The sequence below is a fragment of the Halorarum sp. SLYT50 genome, from assembly GCF_059821265.1.
Map to the genome: position 1 here is coordinate 2039309 of NZ_CM187555.1, position 25114 is coordinate 2064422.

General features: G+C 72.2%; 29 protein-coding genes and 2 pseudogenes. 18 read left to right on the plus strand and 13 right to left on the minus strand.

All coding sequences use genetic code 11. From position 1 onward, the window contains the following. Positions 1–46: 46 nt before the first annotated feature. Entirely contained in the window at positions 47–571 is a 525-nt protein-coding gene (locus AC6RUA_RS10715; RefSeq protein ID WP_499813004.1) for a cupin domain-containing protein, read from the minus strand. Positions 572–732: 161 nt separating this feature from the next. On the opposite strand from AC6RUA_RS10715, the gene AC6RUA_RS10720 reads away from it, so the two are divergent. Continuing rightward, entirely contained in the window at positions 733–1083 is a 351-nt protein-coding gene (locus AC6RUA_RS10720) for a TfoX/Sxy family protein (RefSeq protein ID WP_499813005.1), read from the plus strand. A gap of 81 nt (positions 1084–1164) precedes the next feature. Here AC6RUA_RS10720 and AC6RUA_RS10725 read toward each other — a convergent pair whose 3' ends face one another. Continuing rightward, positions 1165–2034 carry a formate/nitrite transporter family protein gene (locus AC6RUA_RS10725; protein WP_499813006.1) on the minus strand — a complete coding sequence of 290 codons (870 nt, stop codon included), beginning with the start codon at positions 2032–2034 and terminating at the stop codon, positions 1165–1167. Positions 2035–2086: 52 nt separating this feature from the next. Continuing rightward, a complete protein-coding gene (locus AC6RUA_RS10730; RefSeq protein ID WP_499813007.1) occupies positions 2087–2302 on the minus strand; it encodes a DUF1328 domain-containing protein in 216 nt (71 codons plus the stop codon). Between the two features lie 92 nt (positions 2303–2394). On the opposite strand from AC6RUA_RS10730, the gene AC6RUA_RS10735 reads away from it, so the two are divergent. The 3 genes from AC6RUA_RS10735 to AC6RUA_RS10745 all read left to right on the plus strand — a co-directional run bounded on the left by AC6RUA_RS10735 (position 2395) and on the right by AC6RUA_RS10745 (position 4767). Next, positions 2395–3243, plus strand: coding sequence for a pantoate kinase (locus tag AC6RUA_RS10735; RefSeq protein WP_499813008.1), 849 nt, complete (start codon positions 2395–2397; stop codon positions 3241–3243). Positions 3244–3273: 30 nt separating this feature from the next. Beyond that, positions 3274–4137 carry a 4-phosphopantoate--beta-alanine ligase gene (locus AC6RUA_RS10740; RefSeq protein WP_499813009.1) on the plus strand — a complete coding sequence of 288 codons (864 nt, stop codon included), beginning with the start codon at positions 3274–3276 and terminating at the stop codon, positions 4135–4137. Positions 4138–4209: 72 nt separating this feature from the next. Beyond that, positions 4210–4767: an NUDIX hydrolase gene (locus tag AC6RUA_RS10745; protein ID WP_499813010.1), complete on the plus strand. Its 558-nt coding sequence runs from the start codon at positions 4210–4212 to the stop codon at positions 4765–4767. A 16-nt stretch (positions 4768–4783) separates the two neighbouring features. Here the strand turns inward: AC6RUA_RS10745 and AC6RUA_RS10750 are convergent. Then, positions 4784–5871: pseudogene (locus AC6RUA_RS10750) on the minus strand (molybdopterin-dependent oxidoreductase). A 73-nt stretch (positions 5872–5944) separates the two neighbouring features. On the opposite strand from AC6RUA_RS10750, the gene AC6RUA_RS10755 reads away from it, so the two are divergent. Beyond that, complete coding sequence (locus tag AC6RUA_RS10755) at positions 5945–6679, plus strand: 3-oxoacyl-ACP reductase family protein (RefSeq protein WP_499813011.1); 735 nt, start codon at positions 5945–5947, stop codon at positions 6677–6679. 176 nt (positions 6680–6855) lie between these two features. Here the strand turns inward: AC6RUA_RS10755 and AC6RUA_RS10760 are convergent. Together AC6RUA_RS10760 and AC6RUA_RS10765 are read right to left on the minus strand one after the other, a co-directional pair. Further along, positions 6856–7842: pseudogene (locus tag AC6RUA_RS10760) on the minus strand (pyridoxal phosphate-dependent aminotransferase); the annotation flags it as partial. Between the two features lie 279 nt (positions 7843–8121). Beyond that, positions 8122–9156, minus strand: coding sequence for a glutathione S-transferase family protein (locus tag AC6RUA_RS10765; protein WP_499813012.1), 1035 nt, complete (start codon positions 9154–9156; stop codon positions 8122–8124). Positions 9157–9307: 151 nt separating this feature from the next. Here AC6RUA_RS10765 and AC6RUA_RS10770 point away from each other — a divergent pair, with 151 nt between their 5' ends. Next, on the plus strand, positions 9308–10894 hold the full coding sequence (locus AC6RUA_RS10770) for a SagB/ThcOx family dehydrogenase (protein ID WP_499813013.1): 1587 nt from the start codon (positions 9308–9310) through the stop codon (positions 10892–10894). 15 nt (positions 10895–10909) lie between these two features. Here AC6RUA_RS10770 and AC6RUA_RS10775 read toward each other — a convergent pair whose 3' ends face one another. The 4 genes from AC6RUA_RS10775 to AC6RUA_RS10790 form a co-directional block, all read right to left on the minus strand. Continuing rightward, positions 10910–11590, minus strand: coding sequence for a class I SAM-dependent methyltransferase (locus AC6RUA_RS10775; RefSeq protein ID WP_499815439.1), 681 nt, complete (start codon positions 11588–11590; stop codon positions 10910–10912). Positions 11591–11645: 55 nt separating this feature from the next. Continuing rightward, a complete protein-coding gene (locus AC6RUA_RS10780; RefSeq protein WP_499813014.1) occupies positions 11646–12545 on the minus strand; it encodes a thiamine-phosphate synthase family protein in 900 nt (299 codons plus the stop codon). Continuing rightward, positions 12542–13192 carry a dCTP deaminase gene (gene dcd, locus AC6RUA_RS10785; RefSeq protein ID WP_499813015.1) on the minus strand — a complete coding sequence of 217 codons (651 nt, stop codon included), beginning with the start codon at positions 13190–13192 and terminating at the stop codon, positions 12542–12544. The genes AC6RUA_RS10780 and dcd overlap by 4 nt, the downstream gene beginning before the upstream one ends. Positions 13193–13290: 98 nt before the next feature. Further along, complete coding sequence (locus AC6RUA_RS10790) at positions 13291–13677, minus strand: hypothetical protein (protein ID WP_499813016.1); 387 nt, start codon at positions 13675–13677, stop codon at positions 13291–13293. A gap of 99 nt (positions 13678–13776) precedes the next feature. Here AC6RUA_RS10790 and pth2 point away from each other — a divergent pair, with 99 nt between their 5' ends. The 6 genes from pth2 (at position 13777) to AC6RUA_RS10820 (ending at position 20252) form a co-directional block, all read left to right on the plus strand. Then, on the plus strand, positions 13777–14115 hold the full coding sequence (pth2, locus tag AC6RUA_RS10795) for a peptidyl-tRNA hydrolase Pth2 (protein WP_499813017.1): 339 nt from the start codon (positions 13777–13779) through the stop codon (positions 14113–14115). Positions 14116–14166: 51 nt separating this feature from the next. Continuing rightward, the gene (locus tag AC6RUA_RS10800) at positions 14167–14754 is read left to right on the plus strand and encodes a response regulator (RefSeq protein ID WP_499813018.1); all 588 of its coding nucleotides are present in this window, start codon (positions 14167–14169) and stop codon (positions 14752–14754) included. 32 nt (positions 14755–14786) lie between these two features. Then, on the plus strand, positions 14787–16100 hold the full coding sequence (gene truD, locus AC6RUA_RS10805) for a tRNA pseudouridine(13) synthase TruD (RefSeq protein ID WP_499813019.1): 1314 nt from the start codon (positions 14787–14789) through the stop codon (positions 16098–16100). A gap of 117 nt (positions 16101–16217) precedes the next feature. Further along, positions 16218–17444, plus strand: a complete 1227-nt coding sequence (locus tag AC6RUA_RS10810) for an AI-2E family transporter (protein WP_499813020.1) — start codon at positions 16218–16220, stop codon at positions 17442–17444. A 541-nt stretch (positions 17445–17985) separates the two neighbouring features. Next, entirely contained in the window at positions 17986–19284 is a 1299-nt protein-coding gene (locus tag AC6RUA_RS10815; RefSeq protein ID WP_499813021.1) for an MFS transporter, read from the plus strand. Between the two features lie 206 nt (positions 19285–19490). Then, the gene (locus AC6RUA_RS10820; protein WP_499813022.1) at positions 19491–20252 is read left to right on the plus strand and encodes a DUF2103 domain-containing protein; all 762 of its coding nucleotides are present in this window, start codon (positions 19491–19493) and stop codon (positions 20250–20252) included. On the opposite strand, the gene AC6RUA_RS10825 is transcribed toward AC6RUA_RS10820, so the two are convergent. Next, positions 20249–20734 carry a bacterio-opsin activator domain-containing protein gene (locus AC6RUA_RS10825; RefSeq protein ID WP_499813023.1) on the minus strand — a complete coding sequence of 162 codons (486 nt, stop codon included), beginning with the start codon at positions 20732–20734 and terminating at the stop codon, positions 20249–20251. The two genes, AC6RUA_RS10820 and AC6RUA_RS10825, sit on opposite strands and share 4 nt — an antisense overlap. 243 nt (positions 20735–20977) lie before the next feature. Here AC6RUA_RS10825 and AC6RUA_RS10830 point away from each other — a divergent pair, with 243 nt between their 5' ends. The 6 genes from AC6RUA_RS10830 to AC6RUA_RS10855 all read left to right on the plus strand — a co-directional run bounded on the left by AC6RUA_RS10830 (position 20978) and on the right by AC6RUA_RS10855 (position 22810). Further along, positions 20978–21253 carry an eL43 family ribosomal protein gene (locus tag AC6RUA_RS10830; protein WP_499813024.1) on the plus strand — a complete coding sequence of 92 codons (276 nt, stop codon included), beginning with the start codon at positions 20978–20980 and terminating at the stop codon, positions 21251–21253. Positions 21254–21282: 29 nt separating this feature from the next. Beyond that, positions 21283–21417: a DNA-directed RNA polymerase subunit P gene (locus AC6RUA_RS10835; protein WP_499813025.1), complete on the plus strand. Its 135-nt coding sequence runs from the start codon at positions 21283–21285 to the stop codon at positions 21415–21417. Continuing rightward, complete coding sequence (locus tag AC6RUA_RS10840; protein WP_499813026.1) at positions 21414–21677, plus strand: KEOPS complex subunit Pcc1; 264 nt, start codon at positions 21414–21416, stop codon at positions 21675–21677. The genes AC6RUA_RS10835 and AC6RUA_RS10840 overlap by 4 nt, the downstream gene beginning before the upstream one ends. 99 nt (positions 21678–21776) lie before the next feature. Then, positions 21777–22199, plus strand: coding sequence for a prefoldin subunit beta (locus tag AC6RUA_RS10845; RefSeq protein WP_499813027.1), 423 nt, complete (start codon positions 21777–21779; stop codon positions 22197–22199). Further along, on the plus strand, positions 22200–22481 hold the full coding sequence (locus AC6RUA_RS10850) for a DUF3194 domain-containing protein (protein WP_499813028.1): 282 nt from the start codon (positions 22200–22202) through the stop codon (positions 22479–22481). A 122-nt stretch (positions 22482–22603) separates the two neighbouring features. Beyond that, positions 22604–22810, plus strand: coding sequence for an HVO_0649 family zinc finger protein (locus tag AC6RUA_RS10855; protein ID WP_499813029.1), 207 nt, complete (start codon positions 22604–22606; stop codon positions 22808–22810). A 213-nt stretch (positions 22811–23023) separates the two neighbouring features. Here AC6RUA_RS10855 and AC6RUA_RS10860 read toward each other — a convergent pair whose 3' ends face one another. Both AC6RUA_RS10860 and AC6RUA_RS10865 read right to left on the minus strand, forming a co-directional pair. Further along, the gene (locus AC6RUA_RS10860; protein ID WP_499813030.1) at positions 23024–24028 is read right to left on the minus strand and encodes a hypothetical protein; all 1005 of its coding nucleotides are present in this window, start codon (positions 24026–24028) and stop codon (positions 23024–23026) included. A 263-nt stretch (positions 24029–24291) separates the two neighbouring features. After that, on the minus strand, positions 24292–24969 hold the full coding sequence (locus AC6RUA_RS10865) for a helix-turn-helix domain-containing protein (RefSeq protein WP_499813031.1): 678 nt from the start codon (positions 24967–24969) through the stop codon (positions 24292–24294). Positions 24970–25114: the final 145 nt, after the last annotated feature.

The following is a 25114-nucleotide window of genomic DNA, read 5'->3' on the forward strand; positions in this document are numbered from 1 at the left end:
GACGCCCGAGAACTAGAACCCCGCGAGGCTGCGGGGCCCCGTCGCCTCAGTCGACCCACTCGTTCTCGCCGTCGGGACCCGGCGCCCAGCGGGCGAGTTCGGTTCCGCACTCCGCACAGACCGTCGCGCGTGCGTCCTCCTCGTCGTCGGGCGACGTCACGTCGACGTGGACCGTCTCCCCGCAGTCGGGACAGTCGTCGAACTTCTCCCCGCCGCCGTACGCGAGCGGCGCGCCGAGCGCCAGCGCGCGCACCCGCTCCCCGTCCCCGTCCGCGCCGGACGGCGCTCGGTTCCACCCGCGCTGGCGCTCCCCGGGCGGGAAGCGAATCGCCTCCATCGGGCCGACTTCGACCTCGCCCGCCTCCGTCTCCCACGTCGCGGTGCCCGAGAGGACGAGGAACACCTCTTCCTGGACCTCGTGGCTGTGGTACGCGAACGCGAACGAGTCGCCGGGGGCGAGTTCGTAGTAGTTGACCGCCAGGTCGGTACAGCCGAGCGCGTCCGTGAGGCTGCGCATCACCGCCGCGGGCTGGACGGCGTTGTCGACGTCGTCGATGCGAACGTGTTCCACGGGTCGAGAAGGGGGTATCCGAGATAAATACCCGCGGGTCGCGGAACCGGGGGGTCGACGCGGCCGCGAACGCGGTCCACGTACTGGTTCGTCGGTCGACGTCGCTCCCCGTCTCGCTCTCTCACCGACAACGATAGCAGTGCGCGCGACCTACCGGGTCTATGACAGCCAGCGCGTACTACGACGAGGCGGTCGCCGGGGAGCTTCGCTCCGCCGTCGCCGACGTCGTGACCGACTGGGGCCGCGTGGCCGAGACGGAGATGTTCGGCTGTCCGTCGTTCACGGCCGACGGGACGCTGTTCGCCGTCGTCGCCACGCAGGGACTGGCGTTCACCCGACTCCCGGACGAGGAGTGTGCGGCCCTCGCGGCCGCGTATCCGACGGAGCCGTTCGCGCCCGGGGCTCGCCGCGTGGACTCGTGGACCGTCGTCCCGCGGACGGACGCGACCGCCGACCTCGACGGACTGGTTCCCTTCCTCCGCGCCAGCTACGACGCCGCGCGGAGCGCGTGAGCCGTCGTCTCGACCGAGTCTCGTCCCCGCTCCGGGCCGGGTTCGACTCGGAGGCGCGGCGTTCGCTTCCCCCGGTCCGCGTCAGTTCACCTCGGGGTCGCCACCGCGAACGACGTGGCCGTACTTCAGCAGGGCGACGAACACCGTCCCGCCGATGACGTTCCCGAGGGTCGAGGCGGTGATGAAGCGGCCGTAGTCCATCAGCGTCACCTCGCCGGAGACGATGTACCCGGCGAGCACTTCCACGTTGCCCGCGATACAGTGCGGGAGGCCGATGAACCCGATAGCCACCGTGACCAGCCAGACGAAGAACACCCGGCTGATGGTCTCCTCGGCGGCGGCGACGAGCCACGAGAGCAGCCCCATGAGCCACCCGGCGAGGAGACCGGCTCCGAGCAGCGTGAACCACGTGTGCTCGGTCATCTCGCGGGCGAGTTCCCCGAACGCGCCCGGCTCGGCGACGCCGAGCGCCGGTCCGATGGGAACCATCACGACCGCGAACACCGCTCCGCCCACGATGTTCGCCCCGTAGACGACGCCCCAGAGCCGCGCGAGGTTGGCGAGCGACGCCCGCCCGTCGAGTACGGGAAGCACCGCGAGCGTCGTGTGTTCGGTGAACAGTTCCGACCGGCCGAGGACGACGAAGATGAACCCGACGGCGTACATGTTCGCCTTCAGCAGGTCGACCGTCGGGTCGCTGTACGTGCCGGCCGCGACGGTCACTACGACCGCCATCAGGAACGGACCGAACCCGATGTCGAGGCCCGCCGAGAGCGCCGAGAGCGCGAGCCCGTCCGTCGGGCGCTTCAGCTCCCGCAGCCCCTCGTCTATCTCCCGGGCGAGAATCTCACCGTAGGAGGGCTGTTCGTTCCGCTCGTCGGCCTCCGCGAGTTCCTCGTCGGAGACCTCGCCACTCGACGGCGAGGGGTCCCGGTCGTCGCCCTCGCTCATCTACCGGGGGCGTCGACCGCTCCCCGAGCGGCGAGCGACTCCCCCCGTCTGTTCATAGGAGGAACGCGACGATGGCGAGCACGAGGAACACGAGTACGAGGATGCGCGCGACCTCCATCGTCAGCCCGGCGATGCCGCGGAAGCCGGCCAGTCCGGCGACGATAGCGAGGACGAAGAACACGATGGCGAGCCAGAGCAGACCACCGCCCTGCAGGAGCGCCGGGGTGAACTGTGCGAGCGCCGGAGTGACGGATGCAAGTCCGTGCATGCCAGTCAGACCGTTACCCTGTACCTTATCCGTGGTGGCCGTCACGTCACCGATTCATAAGGGATAGGTACCGGCGCGCACTCGACTCCACGATGACCGACGAGGCGACCGCGTTCGCGCCGGGCCACGTGACAGCGCTGTTCGCGCCGTACCCCCACGACGACCCGGTTCGCGCGGGGTCGCGCGGCGCCGGCCTCGCGCTGTCGGACGGCGTCGAGGTGACCGTCGCGCCCGCCGACGAGCGGGTCGTCCGTCTCGACGGAGAGCGGGCGGAAATTCCGGCGGTGGCGGACGTGCTGGACGACCTGTCGCCCGACGCGCCCGTCTCGGTCGAGGCGGAGAGCGACGTCCCGGTCGGCGCCGGCTTCGGCGTCTCGGGCGCGTGTGCGCTGGCGACGGCGCTCGCCGCGAACGACGCGCTCGGACTGGGCCGCTCGGAGAACGACCTCGTCCGGGTCGCTCACGCCGCCGACGCCGCGGCCGGGACGGGGCTGGGGGACGTGGTCGCGCAGTTCCGCGGCGGTATCCCCGTCCGGCTGGAACCCGGCGGGCCGGGGTACGCCGTCCTCGACGGCGTACCGGCGCGCCCGCGCGTCGAGTACGTCACGTTCGGCGACCTCTCGACCGAGGCCGTCCTCGGCGGCGACCTCGACCCCGTGCGGACGGCGGGCGAGGCGGCGCTGACGCGCCTGGTGAGCGACCCGACCCCGGAGGGACTGTTCGCGGCAGCGCGGCGGTTCGCGGACGAGGCGGGCCTGCTCGTCCCCGAGGTGGCGGAGGCGCTCGACGCCGTCGCGGACGCCGGCGGGCGGGCGTCGATGGCGATGCTCGGGCGGACGGCGTTCGCCGCCGGGACGGGCCTGTCGGACGCGGGGTACGACCCGGCAGTCTGTCGCGTCCACCCGGGCGGGGCGACGCTGCTGCCGACCGGAACGGGGTGAGTTTTCACGCCGCGCCGCCCACGCCCGGGTATGAGCGAGGACGCGCCGGACCGGAACGCGCCGAGCGGGGACGCGTCGGACGAGGAGACACCGACCGGGGACGCGCCGAGCGAGGTCGACCACGAGTCGGAACTCCCGGCGGACCACCCGCGGTACCAGTCGCTGCTCACCCGTCACCGCATCGAGGCGGGCGTCGAGAAGGGTATCACCTCGACGCAGGGGCTCATCGCGGAGGGGCGCGGCGAGGCGTTCGACTACCTGCTCGGCGAGACCACCATCCCCTCCGCCGACGAGGCCGCCCGGGTGGCCGCCGCACACCTCCTGCTGGCCGACCACCCCGTCCTCTCGGTCAACGGGAACGTCGCGGCGCTCGTCCCCGCCGAACTCGTGGACCTCGCGGACGCGACGGGCGCGGACGTCGAGGTCAACCTGTTCAACCGCACGGACGAGCGGATGGAGGCCATCGCCGCACACCTCCGCGAACACGGCGCGCGCGAGGTGAAGGGGCTGACCGCGGACGGGCGCATCCCGGGCTTGAGCCACGAGCGCGCGACGGTCGACGCCGACGGCATCGGCGACGCCGACGTGGTGCTCGTCCCGCTGGAGGACGGCGACCGAGCCGAGGCGCTCGGCGCGATGGGCAAGACCGAAATCGTCGTCGACCTGAACCCGATGAGCCGGTCCGCGCAGGTCGCCGCGGTCTCCATCGTCGACAACATCGTCCGGGCGGTGCCGAACGTCACGCGCCACGCCCGCGAGCTAGCGGACGCGAGCGAGGCGGAACTCCGGGAGATAGTCGAGTCGTTCGACCGGGAGGCGGCGCTCCGGGCGGCCGAGCGCGCGATTCGCGAGGGCGACCTGACCCGCGACGACTCGGCCCCCAACGAGGAGTGACAGGGGACGACCCCCGCCGTCCGAACGCTCCGACACGGAAGTCGCTCGGCCGGGTCGAACCGACACGACCCCGTGTCGAACTCGGATTCCGACTCTGACCCGGCGGCCAGCATCCGGGCGCAGGTCCTCGGCAGCGTCCGCCGCCCCGCCACCGGCGAGTGGCTGGTCCAGCGGCTCGCGGGCGACGCCGGCGGCCACTTCCACCGGTTCGTCGGCGGCGGCATCCACCCGGGCGAGACGAGCGCCGCGGCGGTCGAACGGGAGTTCCGCGAGGAACTCGGCGTCCGCGTCGACGCGGGGCGGACGCTGTGTACCGTCGAGAACCTGTTCACGTACGCCGGCGAGTCGCACCACGAACTCGTCGTCGTCCGCGAGGTGGGGTTCGCGGACGAGTCGCTGTACGAGCGCGACTCGTTCTCGGGCGTCGACGACGGCGGGCGCGTCGAGTACGACGCGTACTGGCGCTCGCTCGCGGACCTCCGCGCGGCGGACGCGCCGTTCTACCCCGCGGGCGTCGCCGACCGACTCGCGACGGTCGACTCCGGCTCCGACGACGAGCGAGGGGTAGCAGTCGGCGAGGGCGTCGGTCACTTCGTCAGCCCGGACCCGGCCGCGACCGGGCCCGAGTAGGGCGTCGGGCGACCGACTAGTCGAACCCGGTGACGAGCGTCACGAGCCACTGGGCGGGGTCGCCGCGCCGGCGCACCTCGACCCGTTCGACCCACTTCACCCACTGGAAGCCGCGCCGGCCGGGCGCGACCAGCCGTGCCGGCGCGCCGTGGCCGTGACTCAGGCGCTCCCCGCCGACGTGGGTCGCGAGCAGGGCGTCGCGCGCCTCCGCGACGGGGAGCGACCAGCGGTAGCCCGTGACCGAGACGAACCGGACGTACCGGGCCGCGTCGCTCGCGCCCGCCGCGTCGAGTACGTCGCCGACGCGGACGCCGCCCCAGTTCTGGACCGTGTACCAGCCGCTCGTGCAGTCGAGGAGCGCCTCGCGTTCCGCGTCCGCCGACAGGTCCCGCGCGCCGAGCGACAGGTCCTCCGCGACCAGCCCCGTCACCGCGAGCGTCCACGCCGCGCGGTCGACCGGGTCGGGGTCGTCCGCGACCCACGAGGTGACGGGGAACGCGCCGCCCTCCGTCTCCGTGTCGGCGAGGTCGCCCGTCGGCTTCGACCCGGTGAAGCGTCGAGTCGCGCCGCCGAGCGCCCGGTCCGCGACGCCGCTCGCGCGCCACGCCAGCGCGCCGCCGACGAGGAGCGCGCCCGTCCGGAGCGCCGCCCGGCGGTCGACGTCCACCTCGCGCGGGTCGTGAAAACGCGCCCGCAGGTGGAGCAGAACGAGGGGCACGAGCAGGAGGCCGAGGCCGACGTGGAGGTTGAGCGTCGTCCACTCCCAGAGGGGGACGTTCCCCCCGAGCACCCAGAAGACGCCGGTCGCGAGCGCCGAGAGCGCGACGACCGCCTGGAGCACCGAGAGCGGCGTCGCGCGGTCCCACGCTCCTCGGTCCGTGACGCGGCGTCGCACCCGCCACAGTTGAACCCGAGCAGGCCGACGAGCGTCAGGCCGACGGCCGAGTGGAGCCAGAACACCCACGCGCCGCTCGGCTCGCCCCGCGTGAACGAGTAGAGCCCGGAGCCGACTTCGACGGCGACGGCGGCCGCGATGGCCCAGTCGACGACCCGCGGCGGCGGTTCCAGCCGGCGGGCCGCGCGGGCGAGCGCCGCGCGAACCATGTCGAGAGGAGGCGCTCGACGGGTATAGTTCCGCGGTGCCAACGGCCAAGTGGCGGCGCGGACTCTGGCGGGTATGCCCACCGCACTCGTCACCGGGTCCTCGCGCGGCATCGGCGCGGCCGTCGCGGCGCGGTTCGCCCGCGACGGCTACGACGTCGCGGTCAACTACCACACCTCCGCGGACGCGGCAGAGGCCACGGCCGACGCCGTCCGCGACGCCGGCCGGGAGGCCGTCGTCGTCGGCGCGGACGTCTCCGACCCCGACGCGGCCGCGCGCCTCGTCGACACCGCGGCCGAGGAACTCGGCGGCGTCGACCACCTCGTGAACAACGCCGGCATCGACCAGCACGTGTACACGGTGGACCTCTCGCCCGCGGACTTCGACCGGGTGATGGACGTGAACGTCAACTCCGCGTTCAACTGTACGAAGGCCGCGCTCCCGCACCTCCGCGAGTCGACGGACGAGCCGTCGGCGTCGGTGACGAACGTCTCGTCCATCCTCGCGCACACCGGCGCCCCCGTGGAGTGCCACTACGCCGGGTCGAAGGGGGCGCTGTTGTCGCTGACCCGGAGCCACGCGGCCGACTTCGCGCCGGACGTGCGGGTGAACGCTGTCGCGCCCGGGCACGTCGAGACCGACATGACGAGCGACCGGAGCGAGGCAGAACTGGAAGACGAGCTAGGGGACATCCCGCTGGGGTACGTCGGGCAGCCCGCGGATATCGCGGACGCGGTGGCGTTCCTCCGGGACGCGCGGTTCGTCACGGGCGAGACGCTGAACGTGAACGGCGGCGAACTGATGCGGTGAGCGCCGCCCCGCTCACAGCCCCGCCTCGAGTCGGTCGAGCCCCTCTTCCAGCCGCTCCATCGAGTTGGCGAACGAGAGCCTGAGTCGGCCCTCCCCGGCCTCGCCGAACCCGTCTCCGGGGCGAGCACGACCCCCTCCTCCCGGCAGAGCCGCTTCGCCATCGAGAGGCTCTCCTCGTCGCCTTCGAGCGTCAGGAACGCGTAGAACGTCCCCTCGGGCCGGGGTGCTGTCACGCCGTCCATATCGTCGATGCGGTCGGCGACGTAGTCGCGCCGTTCCTCGAACGCCTCGACCATCTCGTCGAACGGCTCCTGCGCCCCCGTCAGCGCCTCGATTGCGGCGTGCTGGGCGACGCTCGGGGCACACGCCGTCGTCGCCTCGCGCACCTTCGTCGTCTCCTCGATAACCGACTCGTCGGCGGCGAGCCACCCCACCCGCCACCCGGTCATGGCGTGCGACTTCGAGCAGGAGCCGACCGTGAGTACGTTCTCGGGGTGGCCCGTGTACGACGCCACGCCCCGCGGGTCGCGGTCGTACGTCAGCCGGGCGTACACCTCGTCGGCGATTACGTACGCGTCGTGGTCGGCCGCCGCCTCCACGACGGCTCGCACCTCGCTCTCCTCGAACACCCGTCCGGTCGGGTTCGAGGGCGTACACAGCACCACCGCGCCCGTCTCCGGTCCCAGCTCTTCGAGTATCCGGTCGGCGTCGAGTTCGAACTCGGGGGCCTCCATCGGCACCTCCACGGGCGTCGCGTTCGCGAGGCGCGCGTGCGTCCAGTAGTTCGCCCACCCCGGCGAGGGGATGAGCAACTCCTCGCCCCGTTCGACCGACGCGAGCACCGCGAGGTGGAGCGCCTCCATCCCCCCGGTGGTGACGAGCACCTCGTCGGCGTCGTGTTCGACGCCGTACTCGGCGTCGAGCGTGTCGCTGATGGCCTCCCTGAGTTCGGGGAGGCCGGCGTTCGACGTGTAGTGAGTCGCCCCGTCGCGCGCGGCGTCGAACGCCGCCTCGGTGACGTGGTCGGGCGTGTCGAAGTCGGGCTCGCCGACCTCGAGACGAACGACGTCCTCGCCGTCCGCCTCCGCCTCGTCGGCCATCTCGAACATGAGACGGATGCGCGAGCGGTCGCAGTCGCGGACGCGAGCCGTGGGCTGAACCATGTCCGGGCGGTCGAGTGGGCCGCGCGTAAATGTACGCACGTCGGCGAGGCGGTGGCCGACGGACGGCCGACCACTCGCTCGTCCTGTACACCGATAAGCGCGATACGAAACCGACCGGTTCCGATCCGGATTCGCCGCCGTCGACTCCGCGTCCCGCGCCGTCCCCGCGGTCGGCGAGCGCCCGTCTCGTCCGGCCCGCGGTGCTCGCTGGCGCGCCTCGCCGGAAGGAGCGCGGAGAAGACGCGGTTTCCGACAGGGAGAGCCGATAACCGGGAGTTCTCAGTCGTCGGACGCCGTCCCCGACGCGAGTTCCGCCGGCGGGCCGCCCGCGAGTCGGTCCCGGTCGTGGTCGGCCGAGAAGTCGACGTCGGGACCGGTCGGGACGATGCGCTTGGGGTTCAGGCTCTCGTGGCTCCTGTAGTAGTGCCGGGTGACGTGGTCCACGTTCACCGTCCGCTCGACACCCGGCGTCTGGTAGACGTCTCTCGTGTACGCCCAGAGGTTCGGGTACTCGTGGACGGCCCGGCGGTTACACCGGAAGTGCGTGTGGTAGACGTGGTCGAACCGGACCAGCGTGGCGAACATGGCGACGTCGGCCTCGGTGAGTCGGTCGCCGGCGAGGTAGCGCCGCCCGCCGAGCAGGTCCTCGTACTCGTCGAGCGCGTCGAACAGTTCGTCGACGGCGTCGTCGTACGCCTCCTGCGTGCCGGCGAAGCCGGCGCGGTAGACCCCGTTGTTGATGCGCGGGTAGACGTCGTCGATGCGCTCGTCCACCTCCTCGCGGTACCCCTCGGGGTAGAGGTCGACCCCGTTGCCCTCCTCGTGGAAGGCGGTGTCGAGCATCCGCATGATCTCCTCGCTCTCGTTGTTCACGATGGTCTCCCGCTCGGTGTCCCACAGGACGGGCACCGTCACGCGACCGGTGTAGTCGTCGTCGGCTCTGGTGTACAACTCCCGGAGGTAGTCCGCGCCGTACAGCGGGTCGGGGTGCTCCTCGGAGAACTCCCAGCCGTCGTCGTAGCGTTCGGGCCGGACGAGCGAGAGCGAAATCGCGTCTTCGAGCCCCTTCAGCGCGCGCGTCGCGGCCACTCGGTGCGCCCACGGGCACGCCCGGGAGATGTAGACGTGGTACCGGCCGGGTTCGACGGGGAACTCGGGGTTCTCCACGGGGTCCGCGCCCGCCTCCGGGACGGCGCCGTCGAGCCAGTTCCGGAACGTCGTCTCGCTCCGGTCGAACTCGCCGTCGTCCGTCTCGTCCTCGCGCACGTCGGTCCGCCAGTCGCCGTCGACGAGCATGTTGGTCGCGTCGCTCATGTGGTCGTGGAACGCTCGTTCGGCCCGGACGGGGATAAGGCGTGCGTCGTCCTGTACGACCCGTACACGGCCTGTTCGTGGCAACCACTCACACGCGAACGCCGACCGAACCCGCCGAACGCCTTTGGGGCGCCGACTCGTCCCTCCGGGCATGGTCGACGCCCGCGAGTACCACGAGGAGACGACCCACCGGCCCCGGTCGGTCGGGGAGCACTCCCCGCCGATGGAGTCCGAGAACAAGCCGCGCCCGTACAAGGTGTACGAGCGCCTCCCGCGCGTCGCGCCCCCCGACTCGCCGGCGTCGCCCGAGGAACCCGCGCTGTCGGCGATTTCGGCGCCGACGGCGCGAGCGACCGGCCTGCGGTCCGGGGAGGCACCGGCGGAGGCGTCCGAGCGGGGGTCGTCGCTCGACTTCGAGGACCTCCACGCGCTGTGCCACTACGCCGCGGGGGTCACGAAGGAACTCGAGGTGCGCGGCGAGCGGATGCGGTTCCGTGCCGCGTCGTGCACCGGGAAACTATACCACGTCGACCTGTACGCCGTCACCGGCGACCTGGGGTCGCTCGACGCCGGCGTCTACCACTTCGACCCGGACTCGGGGTCGTTCGACGTCCTCCGGGAGGGCGACTACCGGGGCGTCCTCGCGCGGGCGAGCGGCGGGCACGACGGGGTCGCAGACGCCCCGGTGACGTTCGTCGCCACCTCCGAGTGGTGGCGGAACGCGTGGAAGTACACCGAGCGGACGTACCGGCACGCGTTCTGGGACTCGGGGACGGTGCTCGCGAACCTGCTGGCCGTCGCACACGGGCTGGGACACCCGGCGTCGGTCGCGCTCGGCTTCGCGGACGACCCGGTGGCGGCCCTCCTCGGCGTCGACCCGGAGACGGAGGCGCCGCTGGAACTGGTCCCGGTGGGCGACGGTGCGCCCGCTCCGGATTCGCCCGACGTCGACGCCATCGACCCCGCCACCGTCCCCGCATCGCCCGACCCCATCGACTACCCGCTCGTCCACGACGCGTGGCGCCAGAGCGCGCTCGCGGACGGCGAGGCGGCCGCCGCGTGGCGACAGCGCCTCGCGGACGCGGACCCGGCCGCGCTCGGCACGCACGGGCCGGGGGACGGCGAGGTGGTCGACCTCGACCCGGTGGACGCGGAGACGGCGTCGAGTCGCCCGCTCTGGAACACCATCCGCCGTCGAGGGTCGCTCCGTGAGTACGCCCGCGAGTCGGTCAGCGGGCGGAAGTTCGCCACCGTACTCGACCGGGCGCTCGGTCGGGTGCCGACCGAACCCGTCGCGTCGGACGCGGACGACTCGGACGGCGCGCCGTCGCGCGTGCTCGACTGCTACTGTCTCGTCCACGCCGTCGACGGCGTCCCGGCGGGCGCGTACCAGTACCACCACGAGGAGTCGGCCCTCGAGCGCGTCGGCGACACGGACCGGGAGACGGCGGGCCGCCTCGCGCTCGGCCAGTCGGTCGTCGGCGACGCGGCGGTCAACGTCTACCTCGTGGCGGACGTGGACGCGCTCGTCGACCGGTTCGGCAACCGGGGGTACCGCCTCGCGCAGCTGGCGGGCGGCGTCGCGCTCGGTCGCCTCTACCTCGCCACGTACGCCCACCGGTCGCTGGGCGGCCGCGGGTTCACGTTCTTCGACGACGAGGTGACGGACCACCTCTCGCCGCGGGCGTCCAACCAGACGCCGACGACGATGTTCGCGTTCGGCCCGCCCGCGGAGTGAGCGGCTCCTGCTCGGCTACTCACGGGCTTCCGCGACCGTCCCGGCGCTGACGCGGGCGAACCCGCCGGCGAGCGTGCGGTACTCGGCGTCCGAGCAGACTTCGCGGAGCGCCCGGTGAGCGGCGACGACGCGCGCGTCGAGCGACGCGGTCGGGCTCCGTCGGAGCGCCGTCGCGGTGCCCGGCGGGGAGCCGAGGCGAACGAACGCGCGGAACCCCGGGTTGAGCGCGCGCCACCGGCCGCGCGTGGTCCGTGCGAGGTCCAGCAACGCGATGCGGCCGCCCGGCCCGACGAGGTCCGCCCACTCGCGAACCGCGGCCGCGGGGTCGGCGAGCATCCCCGAGACGAACGCGGCACAGCAGGCGTCGGCCGCGCCGTCGCGGACGGGCGGCCGGGTCGCGTCCGCGCGGACGAACGCCGCGTCTGGCTCCCGTTCGCGGGCCACCGCGAGCACGCCGGGTGAGAAATCCACCCCCAGATACGCCCCGGTCGGACCGACCCGCTCGCGGAGCGGGCGGTGGTTCGCGCCCGTCCCGCAGCCGAGTTCGACGACCGTCGCCCCCGGCTTCGGGTCGAGCGCGTCGACGAGCGCGCTCCGGAGGCGGCTCACTCCGGGGCCGCGACGGGCGAGCGCGTCGTAGAGGCCGGCGAACGTCGTGTAGAACTCCGGCGCGTCCATCTCCATCTCCATTTCCATCTCCACCGCTACCGCCGCTCCCGTGTCGCTCCGGTCGCCGGCGCTCCTCCGCCGCTCACAGCAGGTCCCGGACGACACGTGCGACCGTCGGCGCGTCCGGGCCGAGCACGTAGAGGACCGGCTCGATGCCGAACCCGCCCGACTGGTAGAGCACGAACGTCTCCCCGGGGACGCCGTCCTCGAGCGCCGCCGCGACGGGGTCGGTCGGGGCCTCCGGGTCGAACGCGACGCACTCGTAGCCGGCGTCTTCGAGCGCCGCGACGAGGCCGTCGTCGTGCGCGACGTTCACCGCCGCACGGGCGTCGCTCCCGGCCGCTCGCGCCGAGAGGAGCACGCCGGCGACGTGCTCGCTCATGCCGAACTCCGGGTCGCCCGGAACCGTCGCCCGGCCCTTCACGTCGAAGATGCGGCCCGGAATCCCCGCCACGTCCTCGATGTCGGTCGCGTCGGGCGTGCACTCGACCAGGTTCGAGCCGACGTTCGGGATGAGGCTCGCGAAGCCCGAGGCGGCGGTGAGCGTCCGCAGCCCCCGTCGGAGCGACGCGAGCGTCCGCTCGCGCTCGCGGAGACCGCTGTCGGGGTCGTGGACGGCGAAGCCGTACTCGGCGTCCGCGAGTTCCGGCATCGCCGCCTCGTGGAGCTCCGCGAGCAGGTCGCCGTCCTCCAGTTGGCGGACGAACACCTCCAGCTCCACGAGCGCGCCGACGCGGCTCAACTCGCCCGACGCCAGCCCCTCGCCCACCCGTTCGACGATGGCGGCGACCCGCTCGTCTTCCAGCACCCGCCGGTTCCGGCTCACGTCGCCGTGGGCGTACTTCGAGACGGCCGACTGGCTGATGCCGAGCGCCTCGGCCACCTCGCGCTGGGTGAACCCCCGGTCGCGGAGGTCCTCGGCGAGCATCGAGCGGAGCGTCGGCAGGAATTCCTCGACGACCACCTCCTCGATGAACTTCACCGCCCCTCGCCTCCCGGCCCGTCGCGCCCGCCCGTCTCGTCCGCCTCGCTCTCGTCGCTCGCCGCCCCCCGCGCGAACTCGGGGTCCGCGCCGATGCGAGACGCCTGCGGGCCGGTCTGCCCCTGGTACTTCGACCCGCGCTCGACGCCGTACGGCCGCTCGGCCGGGTGCTTGAGTTCAGTGAAGATGAGCTGCGAGACGCGCATCCCCGGCGAGAGCGCGACCGGCGCGGCCCCCAGGTTCGACAGTTCGAGGGTTATCTGCCCCTCGTAGCCGGGGTCGACGATGCCCGCCGTCGCGTGGATGACGACCGCGAGGCGGCCGAGCGAGGAACGCCCCTGCACGGTCGCCAGCAGGTCGGCGGGAATCCTCACCCGCTCCTTGGTCGTCCCGAGCACGAAGTCGCCGGGGTGGAGGATGAAGTCGTCCCCCTCGGCGACGTGGGTCTCCGTGACGTACTCGTCCACCTCCCGCTCGTCGTTCGGGTGGATACACGGGATGTTGGTCCGCCGGAACTCGAGGAACTCCGACCCCAGCCGCAGGTCGACGCTCGCGGGCTGGACCTGCGTGTCGGGGTCGTCGAGCGGGTCGATGGCGAGGTCGCCGTCACGGAGGCGGCCGAGGATGTCCGTGTCCGCGAGTATCATGCGTTACCGGGGACTCCACGGCGACCGACCTAAAGGTGCGTGACCGCCGGTCGTCGGGCCGCGTGCCCGTCCGGTCGCCCGGGACGACCGGGCGCGGCTCACCGCTCGAACTCGGGGACCCGCGACCGGCCGCAGTACGCGCGGTGGAACCCGGCGAACTGGTGGTAGAAGGCCGGCAGGAGCGCCTCGCGGAGAGAGACGCCCGCGCCGTCGAGGTCGCCGAACTCGGTCTCGGTCCACGCCACGGCGTCGTCGAGGGCGGCCTCGACGGACGGAGGGACGCCCCGGTGGTCGGTCGCGTCGCGGAACGCCTCGTGGAAGGCGCCCGCCACCGCGCGGAGCACCGACGGCGAGACGGCCACTCTCGTGTCCGGCGGCGCGCCGAGGTTTCGGCTCGCGCCGTCGAGCAGCGTCGAGCCGTCGGTGACGCCGTGGCCGGCGAAGGCGGTTCGCGTTCTGTCCGACAGGGTCCAGTCGGATGCCATGTGGTAGCACGCGGGACGGCAAACCATCAATACGAACCCCCTACCGTCCCGTAGGGTGCGAGGAGAGCGCTTTTAGGCCGTCACTGCGACCCGGCGGGTGTGAAACAGGCCATCGTCGCCCGGACGGACATCGGTATGGGGACGGGCAAACTCGCCGCGCAGGTGGCGCACGCATCGCTCTCGGCGTACGAGGACACCGGCGAGCGCGCCCGCCGCGAGTGGAAGGGGGAGGGGCAGAAGAAGGTGGTCCTGAAGGGCGACGGCGAGTCGCAACTGTTCGAACTCGCGGACGCGGCGGAGCGCGAGGGGTTGCCGTACGCCGTCGTGCGCGACGCGGGCCACACGCAACTGGACCCCGGGACGGTGACGGCGCTCGCGGTCGGCCCGGGTCCCGACGCCGTCGTGGACAAGGTGACCGGCGAATTATCGCTTCTGTGAATCGGACCACCGCCTATTTTACCCACCTCCGGTGTGGGTCGTCGCACTGCGATGACCGACGCCCCGTCCGTCCTCGTCGCCGACGACGAGGAGGCAGTCGCCGAGATGTACGCCATCTGGCTCCGAGACGAGTACGACGTCTCGACGGCCCACGACGGGGAGGCGGCCGTCGAAGCCGTGACCCCCGACACCGACGTGATTCTCCTCGACCGGCGGATGCCCCGACTCCACGGTGACGAGGTGCTCGACAGACTCAGGGCGGCCGACTGCGACGCCCGCGTGGCGATGGTGACGGCCGTCGACCCGGACTTCGACGTGGTCGGGATGGCGTTCGACGCCTACCTCAGCAAGCCCGTCGGACGGACGGAACTGCTGTCGACGGTCGAGCACCTCCTCACGCTCTCCTCGTACGACGACGCGGTCCGCGACCACTTCGCGCTCGCGGAGAAGCGCGCGGCGCTCGAAGCGGCCAAGCCGCCCGCCGAGTTGGCCGGCGACGACGCGTTCGCCGCGCTGGAGGCGTCGCTCCGGCGCGCACGCGAGGCGGCCGTCGAGAGCCTCGGGGGGTTCGACCACGAGACGGCGGCGGCGGCGTTCGCCGGGATGACGGCGGAGGGCGTGCGGAACGCCAACTGGTAAGGCACTTCTCGCCGGCCGTCCAAGCGGGAGTGATGCACGACGCGCACCCCCGCGAGCGGACCGTCGGCACCGAGTTCTACGTCAGCGACGCGGACGGCATCGGCGGCCGCCTCCGCGTCGCCCCCGAGGACTTCCGGGTGCGCGAGCGCGAGCGGATGGAGCCGGAACCGGTCGACGCCGACCCGGGGTCGTACCCCCACCTCCTCGTCCGGGTCACGCTGCGGGGCTGGGACACCAACGACTTCGCCGGGCGGCTCTCGGACGGGCTGGGAGTCAGCCGCGAACGGGTCTCCTGGGCCGGAACCAAGGACAAGCACGCGATGACCACGCAACTGTTCACGCTCCGCGGGGTCGACCCCGCGGACCTCCCGGACGTGCGCGACGCGGAGGTGACGGTGCTCGGCCGGGTCGGTCGCGCGCTCACGTTCGGGGACCTCGCGGGCAACGAGTTCGAGATTCGCGTGCGGGACGCGACCGGTGACCCCGCCCCCGTCACCGCCGCGCTCCGCGCGTTCGGCGGCGACCGGGCCGCCGTCCCCAACTACTTCGGCCACCAGCGGTTCGGGAGCCGCCGTCCCGTCACCCACGAGGTGGGGCTGGCCGTGGTCCGCGGCGACTGGCGCGGCGCGGTGCTCGCGTACTGCGGCAATCCCCACGAGGCGGAACCCGAGGAGTCACGGGCGGCCCGCCGCGTCGTCGAGCGGGAGGCGGCGACCGACAGCCCGGACTGGGGGGCCGCCCTCGACGCGATGCCCGGCCGCCTGCGCTACGAGCGCTCGATGCTCCACCGGCTCGCGGAGGGGGCCGACTGGCGCGAGGCGCTCGAAGCCGTCCCGTCGAACCTCCAGCGCCTGTTCGTCAACGCCGCCCAGTCGTACGCGTTCAACCGCGTCGTGAGCGAACGACTCCGCCGCGGACTGCCGTTCGAGCGGCCCGTCGCGGGCGACGTCTGCTGTTTCGCCGAGCGCGACGTCGAGTTCCCGAAACCGGACACGGACCGGGTCCAGCGGGCGACCGACGACCGACTCGACGTGCTCGCGCGCCACTGCGAGCGCGGCCGGGCGTTCGTCACCGCACCGCTCGTCGGCACCGAGACGGACCTCGCCGAGGGGGAACCGGGAGACATCGAGCGGGCGGTGCTCTCGGACCTCGGGGTCGGCCCGGCCGACTTCGCGCTCCCCGGGTCGTTCGAGTCGACGGGCACCCGGCGGGCGATACGACTGTCGCTGGACCTCGACGTGCGCGAACGGGAGGGGGACCCGGTGTTCTCGTTCGCGCTCCCGTCCGGGTCGTACGCGACGACGGTACTCCGGGAGTACCTGAAGTGCGACCCGGAACGACTCTGAGTCGGGTCGACCCCGTCGAATCGCCCGGCTCGGCGGTCGTGGCGCGCTTCCGCGCGGTCTCGCGGGAGCCGGCGCTTATTTCCGCGAGAGGGGCGTAGTCCTCTGGAGACGATTCCAATGGACGTCGCTAAACTCGTCGGCGGTCGGGAACGTGTCGGGTGGTGGCTGTTCGTCGCGGTCCTCTTCGCCGCGGCGGTGTTCATCGCGCACTCGTTCGTCGGGATGCTCGCGCTCGGCGTCTTCGGCTACTACGCGACGCGACCCATCCACCGCCGAGTCGACCAGTACGTCAACTCCGACCGCCTCGCGGCCGGGATAACGGTCGCGCTCGCCATCGTCCCGGTCGTCCTCGTCGCGCTGTACGCCGGGTTCCGGGTGTTCCAGCAGGTACAGATGCTCGTCGGTGGGGAGGGACAGGCCCCCCTCATCCAGCGGTACTTCAACCTGGAGGAACTCTCCGAGGAGCAGGGGAAGTTCCTGGCGTCGCTCACTCAGAATCCCGTCCAGACTCTCACCGCCCCCGACCAGTCCATCCAGTCCGCACTCCAGATGGGGACGACCGTCGTCTCGGCCGTCGTGGGGGGTGCCCTGCTCATCTCGCTCGCGATCGCCGTCTCGTACTTCCTCCTGGAACGACAGGACACGCTCTCGGACGCGCTGCTCGACCTCACCGGCGGCGAGGACTCCACGGCGCACGCGTACGCCGTCGCCGTCGACGAGGACCTCGAGTCGGTGTTCTTCGGGAATCTCCTGTTCGTCGTCGTCATGACGGTCATCGCCACCGCCGTCTACGCCGGGACGAACGTCGTCGCGCCCCAGGGAGTAAGCGTACCGATGGTGCTCACGCTGGGGTTTCTGACGGGGGTCGCGAGCCTCATCCCCATCGTCGTCGGGAAGATCATCTACCTCCCGGTCGTCGCCTACCTCGGGTTCCAGACGACCCAGAGCGGCGGTAGCCTCGTGTTCGTCGGCGGGGTGCTCGTCGTCTACTTCCTGGCGCTCGACATCCTCCCGCAGGGACTCGTCCAACCGTACATCACGGGCCGGCAACTCGACATGGTGATGATGATGTTCGCGTACGTGCTCGGCCCCATCCTGTTCGGCTGGTACGGGTTCTTCTTCCTCCCCATCGTCTTCATCGTGATGCTCGAGGCCGTCCGCATCGTCCTCCCGGAACTGATTCACGGCGAACCGCTCACCCCCGACGTGTCCATGGGCGGCGACGTCGGGACCGACCCTCAGTCCGAGGAGGAGGTGTCGGCTAGCGACCCGGTCGACGACGAGGCGAGCGACGAGGTGACGGGCGACGACGAGGTGGACGGTTCGGCGCCCGCGTCCGACTAGCGCCCGAGCGGGCTGTCGGGTCGGCACCGAGCGGTCGAACGACCCGTTCCGGACCGCGCGCACGGGCCGGTGGCTCCCCTCCCGCGACAGGTTCGCTGCCGTCGGTCGTCGCCCGATAGTCGGTGAGCTTCGCGACCGAGTCGGCGTCCGGAATCTCGTCCCCGTGTTCGGGAGAACTGCCCTCCTGCGGCTCGCCGGTTCGTGACCGCGTACCACGGCACCGTCAGCCCTATGTCCGGGCTTGCCGACGCGTCGGACGAAGCGTTCTATGACCCGTCGGTTCGCGTGTCGACCGGTGTTCGACCCGCTCTCGCCTCCAGCCGCGAGCGGGGCCCGATAGCCGCAGCACTCGGGCTCGCTCCGCTACCTCCCGTAGCCGCAGTTCACCGACCGAACACACGCACATGTCGCCACTCACCGAGCCACCGGCCCACTGCCGGGGCTCGTCCGACCACGCACCGTCTCACGACCAACGGACGCGTCGCCCGCTGCCGCGACGACCGCGTCGACCGCGTTCGACGACCGCCGGCGGTGGCCGCCGATGACCGCGGCCGACGCGGCCGGCGAGGGGCCGTCGCTGTGGCGGAACCGCGACTTCCTGCGGTTCTTCGCCGGGCAGTTCGTGACGAACGCCGGGGACAGCCTCTACACCGTCGCCGTCCTGTGGCTCGTCTACGACCTCAGCGGGTCGACCGTCCTCACCGGGGTCGCGAACGCCCTGCTGCTGCTCCCGTGGCTGTTGCAGATACTCGCCGGACCGGTCGTCGACCGCCTCCCGCTCAAACCCGTGCTCGTCGGGTCGCAGGCCCTACAGGGCGTCGTCGTGCTCGCGCTCCCGCTCGCCGCAGTGACGGGGCGGCTGAGCGTCGGCGTCCTGCTCGCGGTGGTGCCGGTGTTGACGCTCGCGACGCTGGTGATGGCGCCGATGCAGGCGGCGCTCGTTCCCCGCATCGTCGCCGACGAGCAGTTGTCGCGGGGTAACTCCGCGCTCGCGACCGTCACGCTCGGGCTGGACATGGTGTTCGACGCGCTCGGCGGCGGGGTCATCGCCGTCTTCGGCGCGACGGCGCTGTTCCTGCTCGACTCGGCCACGTTCGCCGTCGCCGGCCTGCTGTTTGCCGGCATCGCGGTGCCGGCGTCCGGCGGCGGGGGCGAGGCGTCCGAGGAGACCGACGGCTCGGTGCTCGGGTCGTACGTCGCCGACCTGCGAGCGGGCGTCGAGATACTCCGGGGGTCCGTCTTCGTCGAACTGGTGTTCACCACGGCGGTGTTCAACCTCGCGACCGGCGTGACGCTCGCGGTCCTGCCGGCGTTCGGCGACGAACTCGGTGGTCCCGCCGTCTACGGTCTGCTGTTGGGTGCGCTCGGCGTCGGTCGGCTGGTCGGGTCGCTCCTCGCGCCGTCCCTGGAGCGCGTCGCGTACGGCCGGCTGACGCTGGTCGCCAACTCGCTGGCCGCGTGCTGCTGGCTCGCCGCAGTGTACGCGCCGTCGCCGTCGATCACGGTCGTCCTGTTCGGACTCGCGTGGGTGCCCGCGGGCGTCGGCGGCGTGCTCACGGCCACGCTGAACCAGACCGTCTTCCCCGAGAACCACCTCGGGCGCGTCTCCTCCATCAAGGGGACGGCCTCCGGGGCGACGCTGCCGTTCGGTTCGCTGGTCGGCGGGGTCGTCGCCGAACTGCTGGGGACGACGACCACGATGGGACTCGCCGCGTTCGGCTTTGGGTTCACGGGACTGTACGTCCTCGTGCGCCCTCGACTCCGGCGACTCCCGACGGTCGCGGACGCCGACCCGGCGGCGTTCGACGTGACGACGCCGTCGGGTCGCGGTGACGAGTAGCGCGACCCAGTCCGACAGACCGGTCCCGGACCGCCATCCTCGAACGTCTGTCGCCGACCGGCGGTTCAGTATCGCGGTATCGGGTGTATAGACGAGCCTCGGTCGAGTCGGCGGGTCGCCGGACCGCCGCTTGAGAGGCGACACCGGCGAACGGACGTGCCGCCCGAAACGGACGGGCTTATCCGGCGCGGCGGCGTCGCTCCGGTATGAACTGCCGGCGGTGCAGCGCCTCGCTCGACCGACCGGGCGACTACTGCCTGCGCTGTGAGACCGCCAACTGCGACGCCGTCGTCGTCGTCTTCGCCCCCGACCGCGCGACGCTCACGATGCTGGCGTTCGAGGAGGAGGCGGCCGACGGTCGGGCGCCGGCCGACGGCGGGGCGCGGGTGGTCGGCGAGACGACGGTGACGGCGGTGCCGGAGACGGACGAGCGGACCCGTCCCGCGTACCTCCGGAACTTCGCCGGCCGGGTCGCGGACGAACTCCGGCGCAAGCGTCCGGAGACGGTGTACGCCGCCGGCGAACGTGACCCGCTGCGCGAGACGCGCTCGCAGGTCCACTACGAGTTCTACCGCGTCCCCGACGACGACCCGGTGGGAACGGTCGTCGAACGACGGGGGGAGCCGTCGCTCGAGGTGGTCGAGAAGGCGCCGGGAGAGAAACTCGGCGGCTCGCACTCCACGCTCATCGGCGGCCGGACGGGCCGGAAGGTCATCGGCGTCGTCGCCGCCCACCCGCACGTGAAGAAGATCATCCCCGGACCCATCGACGCCGGTGGACAGGGGTCGCGGACCGGACTCCGCGCGAAGGCGACGCGCGCGGACAAGCACGGCAACGTCCGTCTCCTGTTGCGGGACGGGTCGAGCGTCCAGGAGAACCGGGTCGTGACGACGGCCGGCGACCGCGAGACCGGCGAGCGGGTGCGGGCCGACCTGAACGACGCGTTACGCGACGAGGGGTTCGCCTAGACCGCCTGGTGGTCGTCGGCCAGTCCGTGTTCGTCGCTCGGGTGGGGGTCCGAGCGTTCGTAGAGGCCGTAGAGGGTGAAGGTGAGGCCCAGTTCCCGGCAGGCGTCGCGATACTCCGCCAGCGCGTCCCGCGAGGGGAACTGGAATCGGTAGTTCCAGCCGTTCTGGTCCCCGACGGCCGAGACGGGGGTGGCTTCGAGTTCCAGCCACTTCCGGTACGTCGTCCGTGCGTGCGCCTTCTCCGAGAGCGTCGCCCGGTAGAACCGGAAGTCCGGCCCCTCTCCGAGCACGCGGACGTCGTCGACCGACTCGTCGGATTCGAGACCGCCCTCGAACCGGGTCAGGTCGTCGCCGCGCGCGAAGAACTCCAGGCGCGCCGGGTCGGTGTCGATGGTGCGTTCGAGGTCCACAGTCACCTCGGGTGCCGCCGCCAGCGCGTCACGGAGGATGGGCGTCGACAGGTGGAATTCGGCGATTAGCATTCCGGTTGGCTCCGTCCCCTAACGACGGTACTCGCTGATAAAGATACTCCCCGCACGTGCCGGTCGCCGTTCACACGACGGGGCAGCGTTTTGTATATTACTTCGTAACTAACACGAACTAAATATTCTATCCCGGCGCCGACGGGTGGCCGGAGGGGTGGCCGACCGGGTCCGCGCGCGTCCGTCCCGGTGGCGCGCCGACTCGCAGGGTTTTTCACCACCAGCGGCGAACCGGTGACCACTATGGCCGAGGACAAGGCGCGAAGCGTCGGGAGCGCCGGGCGGTTCGGCGCGCGCTACGGGCGCGTCGCCCGCAGACGGGTCTCCGAGATCGAAGGCGGGATGAACAGCGCGACGCTCGACGGCGACTCGGTGAAGCGCGTCGGCACGGGCGTCTGGGTCAACGAGGAGACGGGCGAGACGTTCACCGGCGGCGCGTACCGCCCGCAGACCCCCGGCGGCCGGGGCGTGCGGCGCTCCATCCGGGCGGCGCTCGAGGGCGAAGAGGACGACGAGTAACGTAAGTAGTCCCGCCTCACACTACCGATATGAGCTACAAGTGCTCCCGCTGTAAGCGCGACGTGGAACTCGACGAGTACGGTGGGGTCCGGTGCCCCTACTGCGGGCACCGGGTGCTCCTGAAGGAGCGCGCCCCCGTCGTGAAAGAAGTCGACGTGAAGTGACCCCCCCGGGGGACGCCGACCACCGTGCGGTTCTCTCGTTTCCCTACGTCGACGAGCGGCGCGCTCGGGCGGTCCACGAGGCGGTCGCCGTCGAGGGGGGCGAGATGGCCGACGAACGCTCGGGCGCGGACGCGAGGCGCGACGGCGACACGGTCGAGGTGGTCGTCCGCGCGCGCGACCTGGTCGCGCTCCGGGCGGGGACGAACACGTGGACGCGACTGGTTCGAGTCGCGGAGGACGCGGTCGCCGTGGCCGAGTGAGAGGGAGCGCCGTCGGCGGGTCGAGGGCGCGCGAGCACCGGCGCGCGCTCGCGCCGGCACATGACCGGGTTTTTCAGGCCGAAGCACGTCGGCCCTGGTATGCAGGGTAATCTGCCGCCGCAGGCGCAGGAGAAGATCGAGGAACTACAGGACCTTCAGGAGCAGGCCCAGCAGCTCGCAGAGCAGAAGCAGTCGACGGAGACGTCGCTCTCGGAGGCGGAGACGGCCCTCGAGACGCTCGAGGACGTCGACGAGGACACGGTCATGTACCGCGAGGTCGGCGAACTCCTCGTCGAGACCACGTACGACGAGGCGTACGAGGAACTCGAGGAGAAGGTCGACACGCTGGAGATGCGCGCGGAGCGCTTCGACAAACAGGAGACGCGCGTGCAGGAGGAGTTCGAGGAACTCCAGCAGGAACTCCAGCAGATGCTCCAGCAGGGCGGCGGCGGCGGCGGTCCGGCGGGGATGGGCGGCGGTCCCGGCGGTCCGGGCGGTCCCGGTGGCGCCGGCGGCGCGTAGATGAGCCCGGACGAGACGGACGAACCGAGCCGAGCGGACGGCCCGACCGACCGCGAGGTGGTCGAGACGGCCTCGGAGGCGGCCGAGGGGGTCGTCCTCGAGCGGTACAAGCAGGCCGACCTGCGTGACTTCGACGTGACGGTCACGTTCGAGGACGGCGTGCTCGACGTGGACGTCTACGTCAACCCCCCGGCGGACGCCGACGCCGACGCGGAGGACGTGGCCGACGAGGCCGCTCGCGCCGCGCGCGACGCGGTCGACGACCTGTTCGACGAGGCGTGAGCGGCCGCGAGCGCGCCGTCGAATCGCGTTCTCGCGCCTCGCTCTCGAGCATCCGACAGCCGCGGCGTCGGGCGGATGAACGGTCCTAGCCGCTTTTGTCCGTTCGGGATGTGTGTTACCACATGGCACGAAGCGGTCGACCCGGAACCACCCCACTGGACAGCTACCGGGAGCGACTCCGCGAGACGCCGCGGTGCGGGGAGTGCGGCTACACCGACGAGGGCGGGCGGTGGGAGACGGGGTATCGGAACCGCCGCCTCGTCTACCGACACGTCTGTCCCCGGTGTGACGCCGTCGAGACGCTGACGCTCCGACTGGACCGGACGTGAGCGAATCGGCGGTGGCCGCCGCCCCTGCGGCACTCCCGGTTCTCCCGACTGCCCGACAGCTCTCGATAGCGCGCCCAGCAACGCTCAGGCGTCGGTTCTGCCAACCGACGCCCGTGACGGAGGAACACTCGACGGGCGTACTGCCGATAACGGTCGACTCGCTCCGCGCGGACGGGACGCCAGGGAAGCGACGGGAGACGACTCCGGAGTCGGTCAGGTGCCCGGGTCGCGGTCGAGTGTCGCCTCGTACGCCCGCCCGCGGAGGCGGAACGTCACGCTGTCGGTGTCGTGGCCGAACGGGTACGTCGTCCACGCGCTCTCGGCCGTGCGGAGACGGACCGTCTCGACGCCCTCCTCGGCCGCTCCGAACGAGGCGACGGCGTTCCACAGCGCCGGGCCGCGGAGGAGCGACAGTTGTTCGGCGACGGTCGGTGTCGCGTCCGCCGCGTCGGCGGCGCGTTCGGCGGTCACGACGGCCCGGTCCGCCGCGTCCGCCTCCCGCCAGGCGTCGCTCGTGGCCGTGACGGTAGTCCCGTCCCGCTCGCTGGTCACGTCCGCGAGTGGCCCCGTGAGCGGGTCGCCCGTCACCTCGACCAGCGCGGCTATCGACCCCTCGCCGGCGTCGAACTCCTGGCGGACGGCGTACGTGCCGGCGCCGACCGGCCCCAGCGTCTGCCCGTCGGCCCCGCCGGCGAACGGGACGCCGTCCGGCGGGCGGTCCGGGCGGAGCGTCACGGTGAACGACCGGGTCCGGCCCGGCCCGACGTGCCAGCACGCTTCGAGCACCACCCACGGGAACAGCTTGTACCACGTTCCCTCGCGGAGTTTGTACAGCGTCCACACCCCGCAGCCGTCCTCGCGGTCGCCGCGCTTGACGGCGGTGAACGTCACCGCCGTCGGGAGCGACACCCGTTCGGCGGACGGGCGGAGGTAGAGGCCGCTGTCGGCGTCGGCCTCGTGGTACCACGCGGTCGGGTCCCCCTCCACGTCGGGAACCGAGCGCCCCGCGAACCGCGACTCGCCCGGCGGGTCGGGCGGCGTTCCCGTCGCCGTCGTCGCGGCGGTGGTCGTGGGCGCGGCAGTCGACGAGGTGGGCGCCGAGTCGGTGTCGGTCGGCGTGCTCGCGGGGGTCCCGGTTCCCCCGCCCGAGCCGGGGCCGGGGGCGAGACAGCCGGCGGACAGGCCGGCCAGCGAGGCGAGGAGGGAGCGGCGTCGCACACCGTCCGATTCGCGCCGGGCGACAAGTGCTTTCCCGCCGACGTTCGCCTTGTACAAGGCAAGCCGAACCGTGAGAGACGGCTGGAGCGATAGCCCGTGAGTTCTTCCGGGCCGTTCGTCCGACCGGTTCCACCCGGACTGGGTCGCGTACCAGCCGACCGCCGCGAGCGCGAACGCGGCGAGCAGGTACGGGAGGACGTACGCCCCGACGACGTTCGCGGCGGCCGCTCTCGCCGCTCCGACTCAGCGGGCGGGGCCGTCGCCTACGCCTCCCGTTCCGGTTCCCGCTCGACCCGGCCGCCGTTGGCGACGGTGTTCGCCACCAGTTCGGCGGTCGCGCGCCGGATGAGTTCCGACACCGACTGGGGCGCGACGTTCAACTCGCTCGCGAGGTCCGTCTGGGTGGCCCGACGCGGCACGTCGAAGTAGCCGGCGTCGAACGCTGAGAGGAGCACGGTCCGCTGTCGCTCCGTCAGCCCGTACGTCCCGCCCGCGTCCTCGACGCCGTCGGCGTCGTACACGCGCCGCACGTCGAGTCCGACCCCGACCGAGACGCACTCGCCGAGGAACGTGGAGAGGTCGGTCGCCTCGGCGAACCGGATGGTGAACTCCCAGCCGTCGCGCCGTCCCTCGCCGGAGAGCAACTCTCCCTCCGCGGCCGTTATCGGGCCGAGCACGCCCCCGTCGGTTCCGGACCACTCCACGCGGTAGAGGGCGCGTTCGTCGTCGCTCGCGACCCGTTCGAGCGACTCGACGGTGGGGTCGTCGGCCGCGGCCGCCTCGAACGCCGAGAGGTCGGTCTCGCCGACCTCGAACGTGGGGACGACCCCCTCGCCGGTCGGGACCAGTTCTTCGAGGTGGACGACCGCCTCGGTCGTCGCCAGCGTCTCCCCCAGCAGGAACTCCCCACGTCCGACGACCGCCTCGACGACGCGCGCCATGCCGGACGGTAGACGCGACGCGAGATAACCCGCTCGCCAGAGCGCGACCCGTCGTCTCGAGGCCGACGGAAAAAGGTACGGCGTGAGCAGGCCGCAGGTACACGCGTCTCAGCCGAGTTCGTTTCGACGCCGGTTCACACCGGTA